The organism is Chelonobacter oris (assembly GCF_000772535.1).
GTDB lineage: Bacteria > Pseudomonadota > Gammaproteobacteria > Enterobacterales > Pasteurellaceae > Chelonobacter > Chelonobacter oris.
This window is the reverse complement of sequence record NZ_JSUM01000014.1, coordinates 13,298-29,448: the sequence shown is the minus strand read 5'-3', so window position 1 is coordinate 29,448 and position 16,151 is coordinate 13,298. Positions and strand designations below refer to the sequence as shown.

At 48.9% G+C, this 16,151-nt stretch carries 15 protein-coding genes; 12 read left to right on the top strand and 3 right to left on the bottom strand.

Annotation, left to right across the window (positions count from 1 at the left end; translation table 11 throughout):
- Positions 1 to 5: 5 nt before the first annotated feature.
- Positions 6 to 830, bottom strand: a complete 825-nt coding sequence (locus OA57_RS08880; RefSeq protein ID WP_034616562.1) for a helix-turn-helix domain-containing protein — start codon at positions 828 to 830, stop codon at positions 6 to 8.
- A gap of 158 nt (positions 831 to 988) precedes the next feature.
- Here OA57_RS08880 and OA57_RS08875 point away from each other — a divergent pair, with 158 nt between their 5' ends.
- The 12 genes from OA57_RS08875 to secF all read left to right on the top strand — a co-directional run bounded on the left by OA57_RS08875 (position 989) and on the right by secF (position 14,503).
- On the top strand, positions 989 to 1,831 hold the full coding sequence (locus tag OA57_RS08875; RefSeq protein WP_034616559.1) for a cysteine hydrolase: 843 nt from the start codon (positions 989 to 991) through the stop codon (positions 1,829 to 1,831).
- A gap of 211 nt (positions 1,832 to 2,042) precedes the next feature.
- Positions 2,043 to 2,954 carry an N-acetylmuramic acid 6-phosphate etherase gene (gene murQ, locus OA57_RS08870; RefSeq protein WP_034616556.1) on the top strand — a complete coding sequence of 304 codons (912 nt, stop codon included), beginning with the start codon at positions 2,043 to 2,045 and terminating at the stop codon, positions 2,952 to 2,954.
- A gap of 153 nt (positions 2,955 to 3,107) precedes the next feature.
- Positions 3,108 to 3,629: a prepilin-type N-terminal cleavage/methylation domain-containing protein gene (locus OA57_RS08865; RefSeq protein WP_034616552.1), complete on the top strand. Its 522-nt coding sequence runs from the start codon at positions 3,108 to 3,110 to the stop codon at positions 3,627 to 3,629.
- The gene (locus OA57_RS08860; protein WP_052122454.1) at positions 3,619 to 4,395 is read left to right on the top strand and encodes a hypothetical protein; all 777 of its coding nucleotides are present in this window, start codon (positions 3,619 to 3,621) and stop codon (positions 4,393 to 4,395) included. The genes OA57_RS08865 and OA57_RS08860 overlap by 11 nt, the downstream gene beginning before the upstream one ends.
- Before the next feature lie 8 nt (positions 4,396 to 4,403).
- On the top strand, positions 4,404 to 5,063 hold the full coding sequence (locus OA57_RS08855; protein ID WP_161788346.1) for a DUF2572 family protein: 660 nt from the start codon (positions 4,404 to 4,406) through the stop codon (positions 5,061 to 5,063).
- Positions 5,044 to 5,373, top strand: coding sequence for a DUF5374 domain-containing protein (locus tag OA57_RS08850; RefSeq protein ID WP_034616548.1), 330 nt, complete (start codon positions 5,044 to 5,046; stop codon positions 5,371 to 5,373). Before OA57_RS08855 ends, OA57_RS08850 begins: the two co-directional genes overlap by 20 nt.
- Positions 5,374 to 5,434: 61 nt before the next feature.
- Positions 5,435 to 8,806, top strand: coding sequence for an exodeoxyribonuclease V subunit gamma (gene recC, locus OA57_RS08845; RefSeq protein ID WP_034616545.1), 3,372 nt, complete (start codon positions 5,435 to 5,437; stop codon positions 8,804 to 8,806).
- A 66-nt stretch (positions 8,807 to 8,872) separates the two neighbouring features.
- Positions 8,873 to 9,961 carry a tRNA preQ1(34) S-adenosylmethionine ribosyltransferase-isomerase QueA gene (queA, locus tag OA57_RS08840; protein ID WP_034616542.1) on the top strand — a complete coding sequence of 363 codons (1,089 nt, stop codon included), beginning with the start codon at positions 8,873 to 8,875 and terminating at the stop codon, positions 9,959 to 9,961.
- A gap of 76 nt (positions 9,962 to 10,037) precedes the next feature.
- The gene (gene tgt, locus OA57_RS08835; RefSeq protein ID WP_034616539.1) at positions 10,038 to 11,198 is read left to right on the top strand and encodes a tRNA guanosine(34) transglycosylase Tgt; all 1,161 of its coding nucleotides are present in this window, start codon (positions 10,038 to 10,040) and stop codon (positions 11,196 to 11,198) included.
- 128 nt (positions 11,199 to 11,326) lie between these two features.
- A complete protein-coding gene (gene yajC / locus OA57_RS08830; protein ID WP_034616536.1) occupies positions 11,327 to 11,632 on the top strand; it encodes a preprotein translocase subunit YajC in 306 nt (101 codons plus the stop codon).
- A gap of 35 nt (positions 11,633 to 11,667) precedes the next feature.
- The gene (secD, locus tag OA57_RS08825; RefSeq protein WP_084589908.1) at positions 11,668 to 13,515 is read left to right on the top strand and encodes a protein translocase subunit SecD; all 1,848 of its coding nucleotides are present in this window, start codon (positions 11,668 to 11,670) and stop codon (positions 13,513 to 13,515) included.
- Between the two features lie 19 nt (positions 13,516 to 13,534).
- Entirely contained in the window at positions 13,535 to 14,503 is a 969-nt protein-coding gene (gene secF / locus OA57_RS08820; protein ID WP_034617129.1) for a protein translocase subunit SecF, read from the top strand.
- 74 nt (positions 14,504 to 14,577) lie between these two features.
- Here the strand turns inward: secF and OA57_RS08815 are convergent, their stop codons facing one another.
- A complete protein-coding gene (locus tag OA57_RS08815; RefSeq protein WP_034616530.1) occupies positions 14,578 to 15,402 on the bottom strand; it encodes a CsiV family protein in 825 nt (274 codons plus the stop codon).
- A 30-nt stretch (positions 15,403 to 15,432) separates the two neighbouring features.
- Entirely contained in the window at positions 15,433 to 16,077 is a 645-nt protein-coding gene (locus OA57_RS08810; protein WP_152596742.1) for a chalcone isomerase family protein, read from the bottom strand.
- Positions 16,078 to 16,151: the final 74 nt, after the last annotated feature.

Sequence of the window (16,151 nt, the reverse complement as noted above, 5' to 3'; positions counted from 1 at the left end):
TACGGTTAATTTCCTTGATATTTTGCCAGCCATTTTAACGGCGACATGCCGATTTTGGCGGTGAAAACACGGGTGAAGGCGCTGGCATACTGATAGCCGACCTCTTCGGCGACAATGGCAATCGGGGTGCCGGACCGCATTTTGCGCTGGGCTATCGTCAGGCGCCATTGCGTCAGGTAATCCAAAGCGGAAATGCCCAATACTTTTTTAAAGTAAGCCGAGAAGTTTGAGCGGGACATCGCAGCTAATTCCGCCATGTTTTCCAGCTGCCACGGGTGCGCCGGATGTTGATGAAGTGCGGTCAGCAGTTTGCTTAATTTATTGTCGCTCAACCCGTTTAAAAATCCGGCGGTTAATTGCTGTTTTTCCAACCCGTAGCGAATGATTCGAATTAAAAAATAGCTGCATAAATGGTGGACGGCAATCGGTTTGCCCGCTTTCTCAGCCTGATATTCCTGATAAACCGCCGCACCGACCGCCAATAATTCCGGGCAGTTGTCGAGCGGCATCAGCACGCACTCCGCCAGCGCTTGATTGAGCGGGTTCTTCACCCCTTCGCCGAAATCAAAACTGATGCAGGAAACGGTAATCCCGTTTTCGTCTAATGGATTAAGGCGGTGCAATGTGCTGTTCGGGCAGAAAATCACACAGGGTTCGGTTATGCGTTTGCGTTGATGGTTACTGAATATCAATTCAAAAGCACCGGCATGTACAATATGCAAATAGCTTTTATTCGGCTCGTTAAATTCCCCGAGTCGACAAAGCAAATCACTAAAAAACAGATCGCTGCGGAAGTTAAAACGGGCAAAAAATTCAGTTAGCGCATCCATAGGTTCCTCGGTTAAAAAATTCGGACGATCCGTCAACCGACCGTACACCGTTGTTCTTATACTGACGCCGTAGCAAACAAACGGCGGGAATTTCAGCAACAGATTGCCGGTATTCTCAAAGGTTAATGTTGAAGAGTCAACAAAAAGGAACGATTAAGATGAGTAATGAGCATAAAGCACAACAAATAGATACTGCACGTCGTCAGGCATTGGGCAAAGGATCGCAAATTGCGCTGGCGGCAACCGCACTGGGTGCGATGGGATTAAGCGGAGCCGTGTCGGCACAGGATAAAAAAACAACGGATCCGTATGCGGAACCGGCGCAATACGGTATGCCGCGTCACGGCATGAAACTGGATAAAAAGCGGGTTGCGTTGGTTGTGGTCGATCCGCAAGTCGATTTCTTAAGCCCGAAAGGCATCAGTTGGGGCGTAATGGGCGAAAGTATCACTCGGAACAACACAGTACCGAACATTGAAAGCCTGTTCAAAGCAGCAAAAGCGGCGGATATTCCGGTGATTGTTTCCCCGCACTATTATTATCCGCAAGATCACAGCTGGAAATTCGGCGGCCCCGGAGAACATTTTATGCATGACAGCGGTATGTTTGCACGCAAGGGACAATATACGCTGGAAGGCTTTGAAGGGTCGGGCGCCGATTTTATGGAAGAGTACAAACCGTATATTTATGACGGTAAAACCATTATCGCCAATCCGCATAAAGTTTTCGGCCCCGAGACCAATGATGTCGTGCTGCAACTGCGTAAGCAGGGTGTCGATCAAGTTATTCTGGCGGGCATGGCGGCAAATTTGTGTATCGAATCCCATTTGCGCGAGTTTATCGAACAAGGTTTCGAAGTTACCGTGGTGAAAGATGCCACCGCGGGGCCGAAAATTCCTGAAGGCGACGGCTATCTGGCGGCATTGATCAATTTCCGTTTAATCGCAAACGATTTGTGGACCACCGCCCAAACCGTAAAAGAATTAGGCGTTAAAATTTAAGTTAACCGCCCCCCGGCAAACCGCACTTTACCGATGAATTAAGCTGTTTTATCGATAAAGTGCGGTTTTTTTATCGACGGTAATTTGCGTTGTTTTCAGCATTATCAAATAATATTCAGCCGATTATCGCCTGAAACGGCAAAAAATCTGGAATATTTTTATTTTTGGATTACATTGATTGTAAATTGTTATTTCAAGCAAGGAAACGCCGATGCAAAAAGCTTTACACCACTTAGTGACCGAAAGTCGTAATCCCCGTTCTGCGGAAATTGATCGGTTAACGACCGCTGAGGTTTTACGGATTATTAACGAGGAAGATCAAAAAGTAGCGCCGATTGTCGCCACACAAATTCCGATGATTGCGCAAGCGGTAGAACGGATTGTCGAGGCGTTTCAACACGGCGGGCGATTGTTATATTTGGGCGCAGGCACCTCGGGGCGTTTGGGCATTTTGGACGCCAGCGAGTGCCCGCCGACTTACGGCACCGATCCGCAGCAAGTCGTCGGGCTGATTGCAGGCGGTCAACGTGCGGTATTCAGTGCGGTGGAAAATGCGGAAGACAATCGGGAAGCGGCAATCGATGATTTAAAACAGATTCAATTGACGGCAAAGGATATTGTGGTCGGCATTGCCGCCAGCGGCAGAACGCCGTATGTACTTGGCGGCGTGGATTATGCCGACCGGCTCGGTTGTGTCACCGCGGGCATCGCCTGCAATCCCGATTCGCCGTTGTTACAGGCCGCACAAATACCGGTTTGTGTTGCCGTCGGCGCTGAAATTGTCAGCGGTTCGTCGCGTATGAAAGCCGGCACGGCACAAAAACTGGTGCTGAATATGCTGACCACGGCGGCAATGATTCGCTGTGGCAAGGTTTACGGCAATTTGATGGTGGACGTACAGGCGACCAATCATAAATTGATTGAACGCCAAAAAAACATAGTGATGCAGGCAACCGATTGCACACGGGAAGAGGCGGAAAAGGCGCTGCAAGAGAGCGGACAGCACTGTAAAACCGCAATTTTGATGATTCTGGCACAACTTTCCGCACCACAGGCAAAACAGCTGTTGCGCGCACATCACGGTTTTATTCGCAATGCGCTAAATGCCCATTTTCGGCAATAACGGCATTTAAGACATTGAATTAACCCAGATGTTTATCAATTAAACGATAAACAGGCTCACAATTTACCGCTTTTGCGATCCGGATCGCAAAAAAATCGCCCCGCACTTCGCCTTCCTGTCCGTTGCGTTAGACTCGCCGAAAAAGGAGGGCGAATGCGTAACGGGTTTACTTTGCCGGAAGTGTTGTTGGCGGTATTGATTTTGAGTTTGTTGGCGACAGTGGCGATGCCGCAATGGCAGACACTGTCGGATTATCAAGTCTTGCAGAAAGAGCAGCGCAAGTTGTTCGCATTTTTGCGACATGTGCAATTACGGGCGGAAAATTCGGGCGACATCTGGTTTTTGTCGATTCAGCGCGATCGGCAAAAACAGCAGTGGTGTGTCGGCGCCCAGCTGAAAGACAGCCTGATTTGCGACTGCTTTATTCCACACAGCTGTCCGTCACGCCTGCGGGCGCATTTTTACTATCCGGCATTCGCACCGCAAACCCAAATCATCAGTAAAAAATATTATCCGTCGGAAATCAGCCGCTTGAGCGGGGTGCGCGACACCTTTTCCGCCGCCTGTTTTGTGTTGCAGGCAGGCAAAGTGCGGTCGATTTTCTCACTGTTCAATGTCGGCAGTTTAAGGGTGAAAGATGATCAAGCCGCCAGTGCCTGCGTTAATGACAATTAAATCTCAAGTGCGGTTTAAACAGCCGTATAAAGCAGGGGTCAGCCTGTTTGAAGTCATGGCGGCCGGTACAATCGGTGCGTTTTTGTTGTTGGTGATCATCACTTTTTTTACGCAGGCGGCAACGGCAAATCGAGAATTATTGCTGCGTTTGCAGCTCCAGCAGGAAGTGCATAAGGTGTTGCAGTTACTGGAAAAAGACATTAGCCGCAGCGGTTTCGCTTATTTTGACGGACGGATAGAGCAATCCAATCAGGCGCTGTTTAACCATGCGGACGGCGGTTCGACCACCATCACGGCGGCAAACCGTGAAGCGGCGAACAGCTGTCTGCTGTTTTGGTATGACTTGGATCACAGCGGTTGTCTCGGCAGCAACCACGGCGCACAGTGTCGGGAGAATCAAGTGAATGCGACCGGTGAAATTCAAAAAGAGCTGTTTGGTTATCGCTTGAAAAGCAAAATGGTGGAAACGCGAGTGATGTATAAGAGCGGCACGGTGCAACAGTGCGAACAGGCGCAATGTCATGCCTATCTTGCGGAAAACGGTTGCGATACCCGAGGTTGGGCGGATCTGCTTGACAGTGAGGTTTATCGGGTTGATCGTCTGCAATTTTCTTGGTTGGCACAGCGGCACGGCGTTTCGGTCGAAATCGAAGCCGCCTATAAAAAATATCCGCAAATCCGTTATCAAAGTGTGGTCGTGATTGCATTACACAACCGTTTATTAAACAACCGTTTATCAAATAATCGTTTATTATCGGAGGAGTGATGATCCGCATGAAAAAAGGGCTGGTAACGTTGTGGAGTCTGCTGATTTTAGCGTCGGTGCTATGTCTGTTTTTATGGCGGGACGGTGAGATTTTGGCATTACAACGGGCGAATATGGGCGAACGGTGGCGCTATTTGCAGCAACGTGAGCCGTTACTGACACAAAGTATCATGCCCGATAGCGATGAGCTATGCCGACAGGCGGCGGCAGGGCAAAGTGCGGTCTCGTCATTTCGGATCGAATTTGTTTTGCCTGCAAACGCCTCTCAGCGGCACTATCTGCTTTGCCGTCGGCATTCGCTGTTCAAACGGTTGCCGCAACAGGCGTTACAGCAGGGCGTGGCGGATTTTGTACAAAATCCTGAAAGCTGGCAGCCGTTAACGTTGCCGCTGAGTAAAGCGGATTATGCCCAACGTGCGGTTTTATGGTTAAAAACGGACAGCGAGTGGGTGATGGAGGCGGATTTTTACGGCATTGTGCTGGCGGAAGCCGATTTGCAAATCCGCGGTGAAGGCACGATTTTCGGGGCGGTGATTCATAATGGCAAAGTGCTGTTGGGGGAACGGAACCGCTTGGTTTTTCAACCGCACTTGCTCGAAAAAATCGCTGCCGAGCATCAACAATGGCGCTATCAAGCGGGAAGTTGGCATGATTTTGATCCGTTATAAACGCAATGGCTGTCATTATCGGAAAGGCGCGGGGCTGGTGGCGGTGCTTTTCACTTTGATGCTGTTCAGCATAATGTTGTCGGGACTTTCCCGTTGGTTGAGCGCACAACAACGGGACGGCGTACAGAGTTATCAACGCTATCAAGCGCTGTTATTGGCGCAAAATCAGTTGGCACGCCAACGATTAGGGTTGGAATGTGAAACGCAATACAGGCAAAATCAGCTTGTTTTTCAGATTGATTGTCACGGTAAACAGGTGAAAGTGCGGTTTGTATGGGGGGAAGTGATCCTCAGCGCAGAAAAGCGGTAAACCTGCTTGCAATCGTTGCCGCTCTTGCCGACAATGGGGCAGTTTGCAAAGGAGGGCGATTGTGCTGCATCTGTATTATTCCAACCATTTAGAGATTCAAAAAGAGATTTTAATCAGCCTGATGCTGCAAAGCCCGTTGGCGGATCCGTTTCACAGCGAACAGGTTTTGGTGCAAAGTCAGGGCATGGCACAGTGGTTAAAATTGCAAATCGCCGAAAAGTGCGGTGTCGCCGCCAATATCGATTTTCCTTTGCCGGCCGGTTTTATTTGGCAGCAGTACCACCGCACGTTGAGCGATGTGCCGGAACAGAATGCATTTCAAAAAGAAGCGCTGCAATGGCATTTGACGGCGTTGATTCCCACCTTGCTGACACAGGCGGATTTTGCGCCGCTGAAAAAATATTTGGGCGAACCGCCGTCGCAAGAGAAACTATATCAACTTGCAGGCAAAATCGCCGATCTGTTCGATCAGTATTTGGTGTATCGTCCCGACTGGATTCAAGCCTGGCAGCAGCAAAACGAACAGGCGGTGCTGCAATCGTTGTTTGACGGCAAACAACAAGATATGTCCGATTTATTGCATCAGGAATTGCAAGGTGCGGTTGCTTGGCAGGGGAAATTGTGGCGTGCAGTATATGCCCGAATTGAACGACAAGCCGGACAACGGGGATCGATTTGCCGGCATCGGGCGGCACTGCATCATGAATATCTGCAAAAGCTGGCAGCGCATAAACCGCATCATCTGCCGCAACGGCTGTTTATTTTCGGTATTTCCGCTTTGCCGGCGGTCTATTTGCAAACATTTCAGGCGATAGCGCAACATTGTGAGGTGCACCTTTTTTTCAACAATCCTTGCCGTTATTACTGGGGCGATATTGTCGACAACGCATTTTTGCGAAAATTACAGCTGCGGCAACGGCTGAAGCATCAACAAGGCGGTGTCGGTTCTTGGTTGAACGAGCGGCAACAGGCGGCATTCCCTGACGATGGGCGGTCAGCGTCATTGCAAAGCGGCAATCCGTTATTAGCGGCATGGGGCAAAATGGGGCGGGATTTTTTGTATTTATTGAGCCAGAGTGAAGCGAATGAAATTGATGCGTATGCCGATGTCTCGGGGCAGAGTCTGCTGGCGCAGCTACAGAATGCGATTTTGGATTTGCAGCCCGCACAGCCGCAAGCTCCGTTTTTGCTGCACACTGATGATGACAGCATTAGGATTCATGCCTGCCACAGCCCGATGCGGGAAGTGGAGGTGCTGCATGATCAGTTGTTGCATCTATTTGAGCGGCAAGCCGATTTAACCCCGAAAGACATTGTCGTGATGGTGGCGGACGTTGATAAATACGTGCCTTATATTCACGCTGTTTTCGCACAATATGATTATCAGGATCCGCGTTTTATCCCGTATGAAATTACCGATCGCAAACATACCCACAGCGATGTTATTATTTCGACGTTTTTGAATCTATTACAGTTGAAAGAGAGTACCTTCAGCGCCGAATCGGTTTTGGGCTTACTTGACGTGCCGGAATTGCGCGCCTGTTTTGCTCTGGACTTGAATGAATCGGCAATCTTGAAAAACTGGGTGGCGGAAAACGGTATCCGTTACGGCTTGAGCCGCGATGAAAACGACATCGAACCGAATTATAATGCTTGGCAGAGCGGGCTGGAACGTATGTTGCTCGGCAGCGCTATGCGGCAGGCGGACGGTATCTGGCAACAGACGGTGGCGTTTGATTCCAGTTACGGCTTAAATGCGCAAATTGTCGGTAAACTGGGCGAATTTTTACAACGGTTGCAAGATTGGCAGCGGATTTTACAGCAGTCGCACGATGTGGCGCAGTGGCAGCAGCATTTGCATTGGGTGTTGGCACACTTTTTTGCCGAAAGTGAACAGAGCCGTTATGCCTTGCTGTTCCTGTCGCAGCGGATTGATGATGTTTGCCGTCTTGCTTTGGAGACCGAATTTGACGGTAAACTGAACAGTAATGTGGTATTTGAATGGCTTAACGGCCATTTATCGGAGGAAGACGGCGGCATTCATTTTCTGAACGGCAAACTGAGTTTTTGCACCTTGTTGCCGATGCGGGCGATACCGTTTAAGGTGGTGGCGCTGCTGGGCATGAACGAAGGCGATTATCCGCGTCAGCAAGCGCCGAACAGCTTTGATTTAATGCAATACAGTGTACAGAAAGGCGATCGGGTGCGTCGTGACGATGACCGCTATCTGTTTTTGGAAGCGATTTTATCGGCTCAACAAACATTATACATCAGCTATGTCGGGCGTTCGCTGACGGATAACCAACAGTTGCAGCCGTCGGTGCTGGTCAGTCAGTTACTGGATTATCTGGCGGATCAAAGCCGAACGACAGACGGCGGTGATGTCCGGCAACAACTGGTTCGGCAATATCCGATGACCGTGTTCAGCCGTGACAATTTTGAGTATCGCAATCCGAACCGCTCTTTTGCCCGTGAATGGCTGGTGGCGGCAACAGGGCAAAGTGCGGTTTCTGATTTTATCCAACCGCTGGGCGGCGAGCCGTTCAGCCGGCCGGTGATTGAATTTGACAGTTTGCGCCGTTTTGTGGTCGATCCGGTGCGCTATTTTTTTGAAAAACAATTGGGTGTTTATCTGCGCCAACACAACGATGAAATCGAAGACAGCGAAGTGTTTCAAATTTCGCCGTTGGCGCGTTATCAGCTGAGTGATGCCTTGTTGCGGCAGCCTGTGACGGATTGGTCGCAGCAATTCGAGTTTTTCAAATTGAAAGGCGAACTGCCGCGCGCCCATTTTGCAACCATTTCGCAACATGAAATCAGTGAGCGTTTGCAATCGCTCAGCAAGGTGATTGCCCCTTATTTATCACAAACAGCGGAAAGTATGCCGATTGCGCAGGATATTGTGTGCGGGCAGCAAACCTATCGGTTGCAAGGTGAAATCGACCGCCTCTATCAGGGGCGGCGGATTGAGTGGCGCAGCGGTGCCGTCAAACCAAACCACCAAATTGAAACTTGGCTGTATTACTTGGTACAAACCGCACAGTTACGCCAAACTGCACCGACACCGCACTTTTACGGACTGGACGGGGAGACGGTGCAATGTTGCCGTTTTAACGACATGAGTCTGGAAGACGCGGAGCGGCAACTGGCGCACTATATTGCCGATTTTGTCGAATCTGAACGGCAATTGCTTGTCTTGCCGACCGCACTTTACCCGCTGTTTTGCGGTGATAGCGCCAAAACAGCGGAAGAGCTGCTCAATGAGATCTGGAAATTAGCCGAAGAAACCCCTTACCAAAGTGCCGATCCCTACTGGCAGCGACTGTTAAGCCAGCATCAATCCCTGAATTTGGCGGTGATTACGGCGAAAATGCAGCAGTGGTTCGGCTTGATGGCGCAATCTTTGCTTGACGGAAAAGAGAATAACGCATGATTTTCTTGCACAGGCTCACAACAATCAATAAACTAGCACGCTTATTTTAATCGGTGGTGAGAGAGAATGCAGGTTTCAGATTTTTACTTTGAGTTGCCGGACGAATTGATAGCACGTTATCCGAAAGCCGAGCGGACGAGCAGCCGCCTGTTGTGTCTGGACGGCACAAACGGCGAGCTTTGCCACCGCCGCTTTAGCGATGTGACGGAGCTGGTCGACGAGGGCGACTTGTTGGTTTTTAACAACACGCGAGTGATTCCGGCGAGAATGTTTGGTCGCAAAAGCAGTGGCGGCAAGCTGGAAGTGCTGGTAGAGCGGGTGTTGAGTGAAAAAAGCTGCTTGGCGCATGTTCGGGCGTCAAAAGCGCCGCAATCGGGGGCATTATTGATTCTCGGCGAAGACAAATTGGGCGAGGGCAACGGCATTCAAATGGTGATGAAAGCCCGTCACGGCGCGTTGTTCGAGTTGGAAACGGCGGACGATGTGCCGCTATTGGACTGCTTACAGCAAATCGGACATATCCCGTTGCCGCCGTATATTGACCGTCCCGATGAAGAGATGGATCAGGAGCGTTACCAAACCGTTTACAATCAAGTGCCTGGTGCGGTTGCGGCGCCGACCGCCGGTTTGCATTTTGATCAGGCGTTATTGGCAAAACTGCAGCAAAAAGGGGTGAATTTCGCATTTGTCACTTTGCATGTCGGGGCTGGTACTTTCCAGCCGGTGCGGGTGGAAAAGGTGGAAGATCACCATATGCACGCCGAATATGTTGAAGTGGACGAACAAACCGTACAAGCGATTTTGGCGACCAAAGCCGCCGGAAAACGGGTGATTGCGGTGGGGACGACGTCGGTGCGCTCGGTGGAAAGTGCGGCGTTGGCGGCGGCACAAACTCGGGCGGCAAATTTGTTGGCGCCGTATTTTTCCGATACGGCAATCTTTTTATACCCGGGCAAACCGTTTCGGGTGATCGACGCCCTGATTACCAATTTCCATTTACCGGAATCGACACTGGTGATGTTGGTTTCCGCCTTTGCCGGTTATCGCAATACCATGCAGGCATATCAACGTGCGGTGACAGAAAAATACCGGTTTTTCAGTTACGGCGATGCGATGTTTATCACTAAAAATCCCGATGTAAAGGGACTGGATTGATTTTATTAAGCGAAAGTGCGGATCACCGCACTTTTAACCGTTAATCTTCGGACTGTTTTTCCGTTGAGGAGTAAAAATGAAATATGAGCTACAAAAAACTGATGGACGTGCCCGCCGCGGGCGTCTGACTTTCCAACGTCCGCACGGCGAATACCATGTGGAGACGCCGGCGTTTATGCCGGTCGGCACTTACGGTACGGTGAAAGGCATGACGCCGGAAGAGGTGCAGGCCAGCGGCGCACAAATTCTGTTGGGCAATACCTTTCACCTTTGGCTGCGTCCGGGGCAGGAAGTGATGCGCAAACACGGCGATTTGCATGATTTTATGCAGTGGCACGGGCCTATTCTGACCGATTCCGGCGGTTTTCAGGTGTTCAGTCTGGGGGATATCCGCAAAATTAAAGAAGAAGGCGTACATTTCCGTAATCCGATTAACGGCGAAAAGATTTTCCTATCGCCGGAAAAATCAATGGAGATCCAATATGATTTGGGGTCCGATATCGTCATGATCTTTGACGAATGCACGCCGTATCCGGCGGAGTTCGATTATGCCAAAAACTCAATGGAAATGTCGCTGCGTTGGGCGAAGCGCAGCCGTGAGCGCTTTGATGCATTGGGCAACAAAAACGCATTGTTCGGCATTATTCAGGGCGGTGTGTATGAAGAATTACGGAAAGTCTCGGTCGAAGGACTGGTCGATATCGGTTTTGACGGTTATGCGGTCGGCGGCTTGGCGGTCGGCGAGCCGAAAGAAGATATGCACCGTATTCTGGAATATGTTTGCCCGCAAATTCCGCAAGATAAACCGCGCTATTTGATGGGGGTCGGTAAACCGGAAGATTTGGTGGAAGGCGTGCGTCGCGGCATTGATATGTTCGATTGTGTGATGCCGACCCGCAATGCACGTAACGGGCATTTGTTTACCGCCGACGGCGTTATTAAAATCCGCAATGCCAAATACCGTGACGACACTTCGCCGCTGGAAGCGGAATGCGATTGTTATACTTGTAAAAAATATACCAAATCGTATCTGTACCATTTGGACAAGTGCGGTGAAATTTTGGGCGCTCGCCTGAATACCATTCACAATTTACGTTATTACCAACGCTTAATGGCACAGTTGCGCACGGCAATCGAGAACGGAGAGCTGGAACAGTTTGTCGCCCGCTTTTATGCCCGAATCGGCAAGCCAGTGCCGCCATTGAACGAATATCACGCTTTTGACCAAACAAAATAACCAAGCGCGTTAAGAAGATTTTCACTTTAAATGGTTTTTGTGCTATTTTTAACATCTTTCCGAACAGGGCGATTTGGCTCGCCTTGTTTGATTCATCAATTTAATAACTGACTTAAAAGGATAAAAAAATGGACGTGCAACAAGGACAAGGCGGCGGAATGCAAATGATCTTTATTTTGGTGATTTTCGCCCTGATTTTTTATTTCATGATCTACCGCCCGCAAGCAAAACGTACCAAAGAACACCGTAATCTGATGGCCTCGCTGGCAAAAGGCGAAGAAGTGCTGACCAGCGGCGGTTTGATTGGGAAAATCACCAAAGTATCTGCGGAAAACGAGTATATCGTGATTGCGTTAAACGATAGCACGGAAGTGACAATTAAAAGAGACTTCGTGGTTGCCGTTCTGCCGAAAGGTTCGTTGAAATCTCTCTAATTTTCTTATCTTCCTGCTAACAAGGGGCATTAATTGTGTTAAATCGTTTCCCTTTATGGAAGAATCTGATGGTGATCATTTTGGTCGCCATCGGCATTTTATATGCTCTTCCGAATCTTTACGGTGAAGATCCTGCGGTACAAGTTTCCGGCACGCGCGGACAGCAGGCAGACAACACCACTTATCAACGTGTTCAACAAGTTCTACAACAAAATCAATTGCCGGTGAAATCGTTACAGTTGGAAAACGGTTCGATTTTGGCAAAATTTACCAATACCGATGATCAATTGCTTGCCAAAGATAAGCTGGCGGAAAATTTGGGCAGCGGTTATTCGGTTGCGCTGAATCTGGCGCCGGCAACACCGGCATGGCTGGAGGCGATTGGCGGCAGCCCAATGAAGCTGGGGCTGGATTTACGCGGCGGGGTGCGTTTCTTGATGCAGGTGGATATGAATACCGCACTTGAGAAATTACAAACCCAACGTCAGGACAATTTGCGGACAGAATTGCGTAAAGCCAGAATTCCTTATACCAATATCCGTCAGGGCGATAATTATTCCACAGTCGTGACCCTTGGGGAGCAGGCATCACTTTCCGAAGCGCAAAGCCTGATTCGACGTCTGGATCCGACGTTAGAGCAAACCGCGAATAACAATATTGTTACGGTTGCGATGTCGGATGCCGAATTGGCACAGGTACGTGAACATGCGATTGAGCAAAATCTGACAATTTTGCGTAAGCGGGTGAACGAACTGGGGGTAGCAGAGCCGGTCGTACAGCGTCAGGGCGCAGAGCGGATCGTCATTGAATTGCCGGGGGTACAGGATACGGCACGTGCCAAAGAAATTTTGGGTGCGACCGCAACACTGGAGTTTCGTTTGTTAAATACCGATGCCAATCCTGATTCGGCGGCGCGCGGATTGGTACCGTCCGATTCCGAGATTAAAAATGATCGGGAAGGCAATCCGGTGGTGCTGTATCGTCGAGTGATTCTCGGCGGCGAGCATATTACCGGGGCGACCTCCGGCAGTGATCACACTACCGGTCGTCCGGAGGTGAACATTACACTCGACAGTGAAGGCGGTAATCTGATGGCGGCCGCAACCCGTGATGCAATCGGAAAGCCGATGGCGACGCTTTACAGTGAGTATAAAGAGAGCGGTCGGGTTGATGATAAAGGTACGCCGATTCTGGAAAAACACGAAGAAGTGATTAATGTTGCCACCATCAATGATCGGTTGGGTAGTCGCTTCCGTATCAGCGGCATCGACAGCCCAGCGGAAGCGCTGAATTTGTCGGTATTATTGCGTGCCGGGGCTTTGATTGCACCGATTCAAATTGTGGAAGAGCGGACGATCGGTCCGTCATTGGGGGCACAGAATATCGAACAAGGTATGGAAGCCAGTCTGTACGGTTTAGGCTTTACGATTCTGTTTATGATCGTGGTTTACCGCAAATTCGGTATTATCGCCAACATTGCGTTGGTGTTAAATATCGTATTGTTAATCGGGGTGTTATCGCTATTGCCGGGGGCGACGCTGACTATGCCGGGAATTGCCGGGATTGTTTTGGCGGTCGGAATGTCGGTCGATGCCAACGTGTTGATCTTTGAGCGGATAAAAGAAGAGCTGCGTAACGGGCGAAGCATACAGCAAGCTATCAGTGAAGGTTATAACGGCGCATTTTCCAGTATTTTTGACGCTAACCTGACCACGATTTTAACGGCGATTATTTTATATTCGGTCGGTACCGGCCCGGTTAAGGGCTTTGCCATTACTTTATCGTTAGGCGTTGCAATCTCAATGTTTACGGCGATCACCGGAACACGTGCCATTGTAAATTTCCTGTATGGCGGCAAGCGTATTGACAAGTTGTCGATTTAGATGAGGATTTAACGTGAATATAAAAGCAAAACAGGTTATTGAAACGGAAAGCGGCGTGAAATTGGCACGCAGAGTTGTGCCGTTTATGAAATACCGCATTCCGGGATATATTTTCTCGCTTACAGTGGTGGCGATCAGCCTCTTTTTTGTGATCACCAAAGGCTTTAACTGGGGGCTGGATTTTACCGGCGGAACCGTGATTGAAGCCTCTTTCTCACAGCCGGCGGATTTGCCTAAAGTGCGGTCGGTGTTGGCGGAAAATGAATTTGGCAGTGCGGTGGTACAGGCTTCCGGTGGTACGCGTGATGTGATGATTCGGCTGCCGTCCGAGGACGGCGATACTACTATCGGCCCTAAAATCGTCAATATTCTGCACAGCATTGATGCAAAGTCAACGGTAAATAGTATTGAGTTTGTCGGACCGAATGTCGGAAAAGAGCTGACCGAAGCGGCGATTTACGCCACATTGGCAACTCTGATTATGCTGTTGCTGTATGTCGGTTTACGTTTTGAATGGCGTTTGGGCGCCGGCGGAATTCTGGCATTGGCGCACGATGTCATTGTCACGTTGGGGGTGTTTGCCGCTTTACAGATTGAAATTGATTTGACGTTTGTGGCGGCTATTCTTTCCGTAATCGGCTACTCCTTAAACGACAGTATTGTGGTTTTTGACCGTATTCGTGAGAATTTCCGTAAAATCCGTCGCACTGCGGCAAAAGAAATTTTGGATATTTCGTTGACTCAGACATTAGCAAGAACTTTGATGACCTCTGCGACAACGTTGGTTGTGGTTCTGGCACTATATATTTGGGGCGGGCCGAGTATTCACAATTTCTCGTTGGCACTTTTAATCGGGATTGGTTTTGGTACTTACTCTTCGATTTATATCGCAACTACACTTGCACTGGATTTAGGACTGGATCGAGAGCATATGTTACCGCCGAAAATTGAAAAAGAAGGTCAGGATCAAGAAGCAATTCTGCCATAATTCGAATTGACCGGCATAAAAAAGCCATGCAGATCATCATTTGCATGGCTTTTATTTTGATATTTAGTCGGTAGTTATTGCAACATATTGTTGCTATTGCTCACGCCTTTTAACGGCTTGCCGTCGGCACTGTTGATCAATACTAAAATACCGAATAACGGATGGTCGAAATACATCATTTGATTGTCGACATAACTGCTTTGGCTTTGATATTGAATGGTGTGAGTCGTCATAGCGATCGCATTGTTATCTGTAAGCGCTGGATCAGCGGCATCTGTCGCATCAATATCCGGTACAGTGGCGATATCCTGATTTAGGTTGTCAGGAAAATCCGACGATTTTTGCACTGAGTGATAACTGAAAGCCAAGTTAAAATTCAACTCAATATTGTTATCCTGCCAAATAAGTAATCTTCCGTCGATAGTCGGTATTGAAGAAGCATCGGATTGAATACGAACCGGCACTGCCAACGGTTGTGATGTCAGCGGTTGTACCCAAGCTTGATGGTAAAACGGAATATAGGCATCATGCTGTTGAAACTTGGTATAAATATCATTCAATTGCATTTCATTGGCAGACAGAATATGGGCATAAATTTGATTCTCAGCAGGCACGACGGCGTTTGCTACCGGAATGGTTGAGGTCAGCTCGGGGAATTTTTGATTTAAACCGTCGTTTTCGAATAAACGTTGAAACAGAATAATTTCGACATTTGCTTGAGAAGCATATTCGCTATCCTGTGCTGTTGCGGTCGGAGCGCTTTCAATAGTCGGTTCATTGGCAGTAACGGTATTGCCATTGCTTGTTGTTTGCTGTTCAGCGGCATAAAGTTGTCCGCCGATTGACAGTAAAGCCAACGATTTTGCGATAACGGCTAAAAAAGATTTGGGTAACGTCATTAAAAATACTCCATGGGCAAGCGGATCAATTTAACTTGCTTCCGCACTTTCCGGTGCGGACGGTGCCATTTCGGGTGCAAGCGGCAAAGGCAGCGGATCTTTGCTTTCATCTTCGACCGGCACACTTTCCAGTTGACGTTGCGGGGGCGAGTATTCAGACTCAGTCGTGGCCTCTTCGTTCTTATTTTGCCCCAACAATTGACTTTGTAACCGTTTAAAGCTGCTTTGCGGTGATAACCAGATATCTAAAAATGCTTGATTGAATGCTTTGCTGAATTGAGGCTCCAACACTGTGTCATTCAACACAAAATAGCCGGTATCTTCCAAGGCAATATAATTCAGTAAATCTTTAGGCTGAAAGTCGGGCAATGTCTGCTCCAGCTTTTTTGCCCACTGATCTTGCAGCTCGATGGGGGCTTGCGGCGCAATATTGCTGAGTTCTTTTTTGAGGGTGATAGCAAAGTTTTTACCTTCGACCGGTTTGGCATAATTCAATGTAAGCATTAACGGACGTTGTGCCGGCTGGTATTTGCCGTTTTCACTGTATAACGTAATAGTGTAAATATGGAACGGCCCCCACATATAATCAACCGTGCCGACCGGCAACCAAGTAGCAGATGCCAATTTACAACATAATAAAGCAAACAGGGTAGTGGCAGTTTTCAATAATTTCATCATATAACCGGTGAATACCATTCGACGACTCACAATATCATTGTCGGGATTATAGCATAAATGCCGATAAGGTC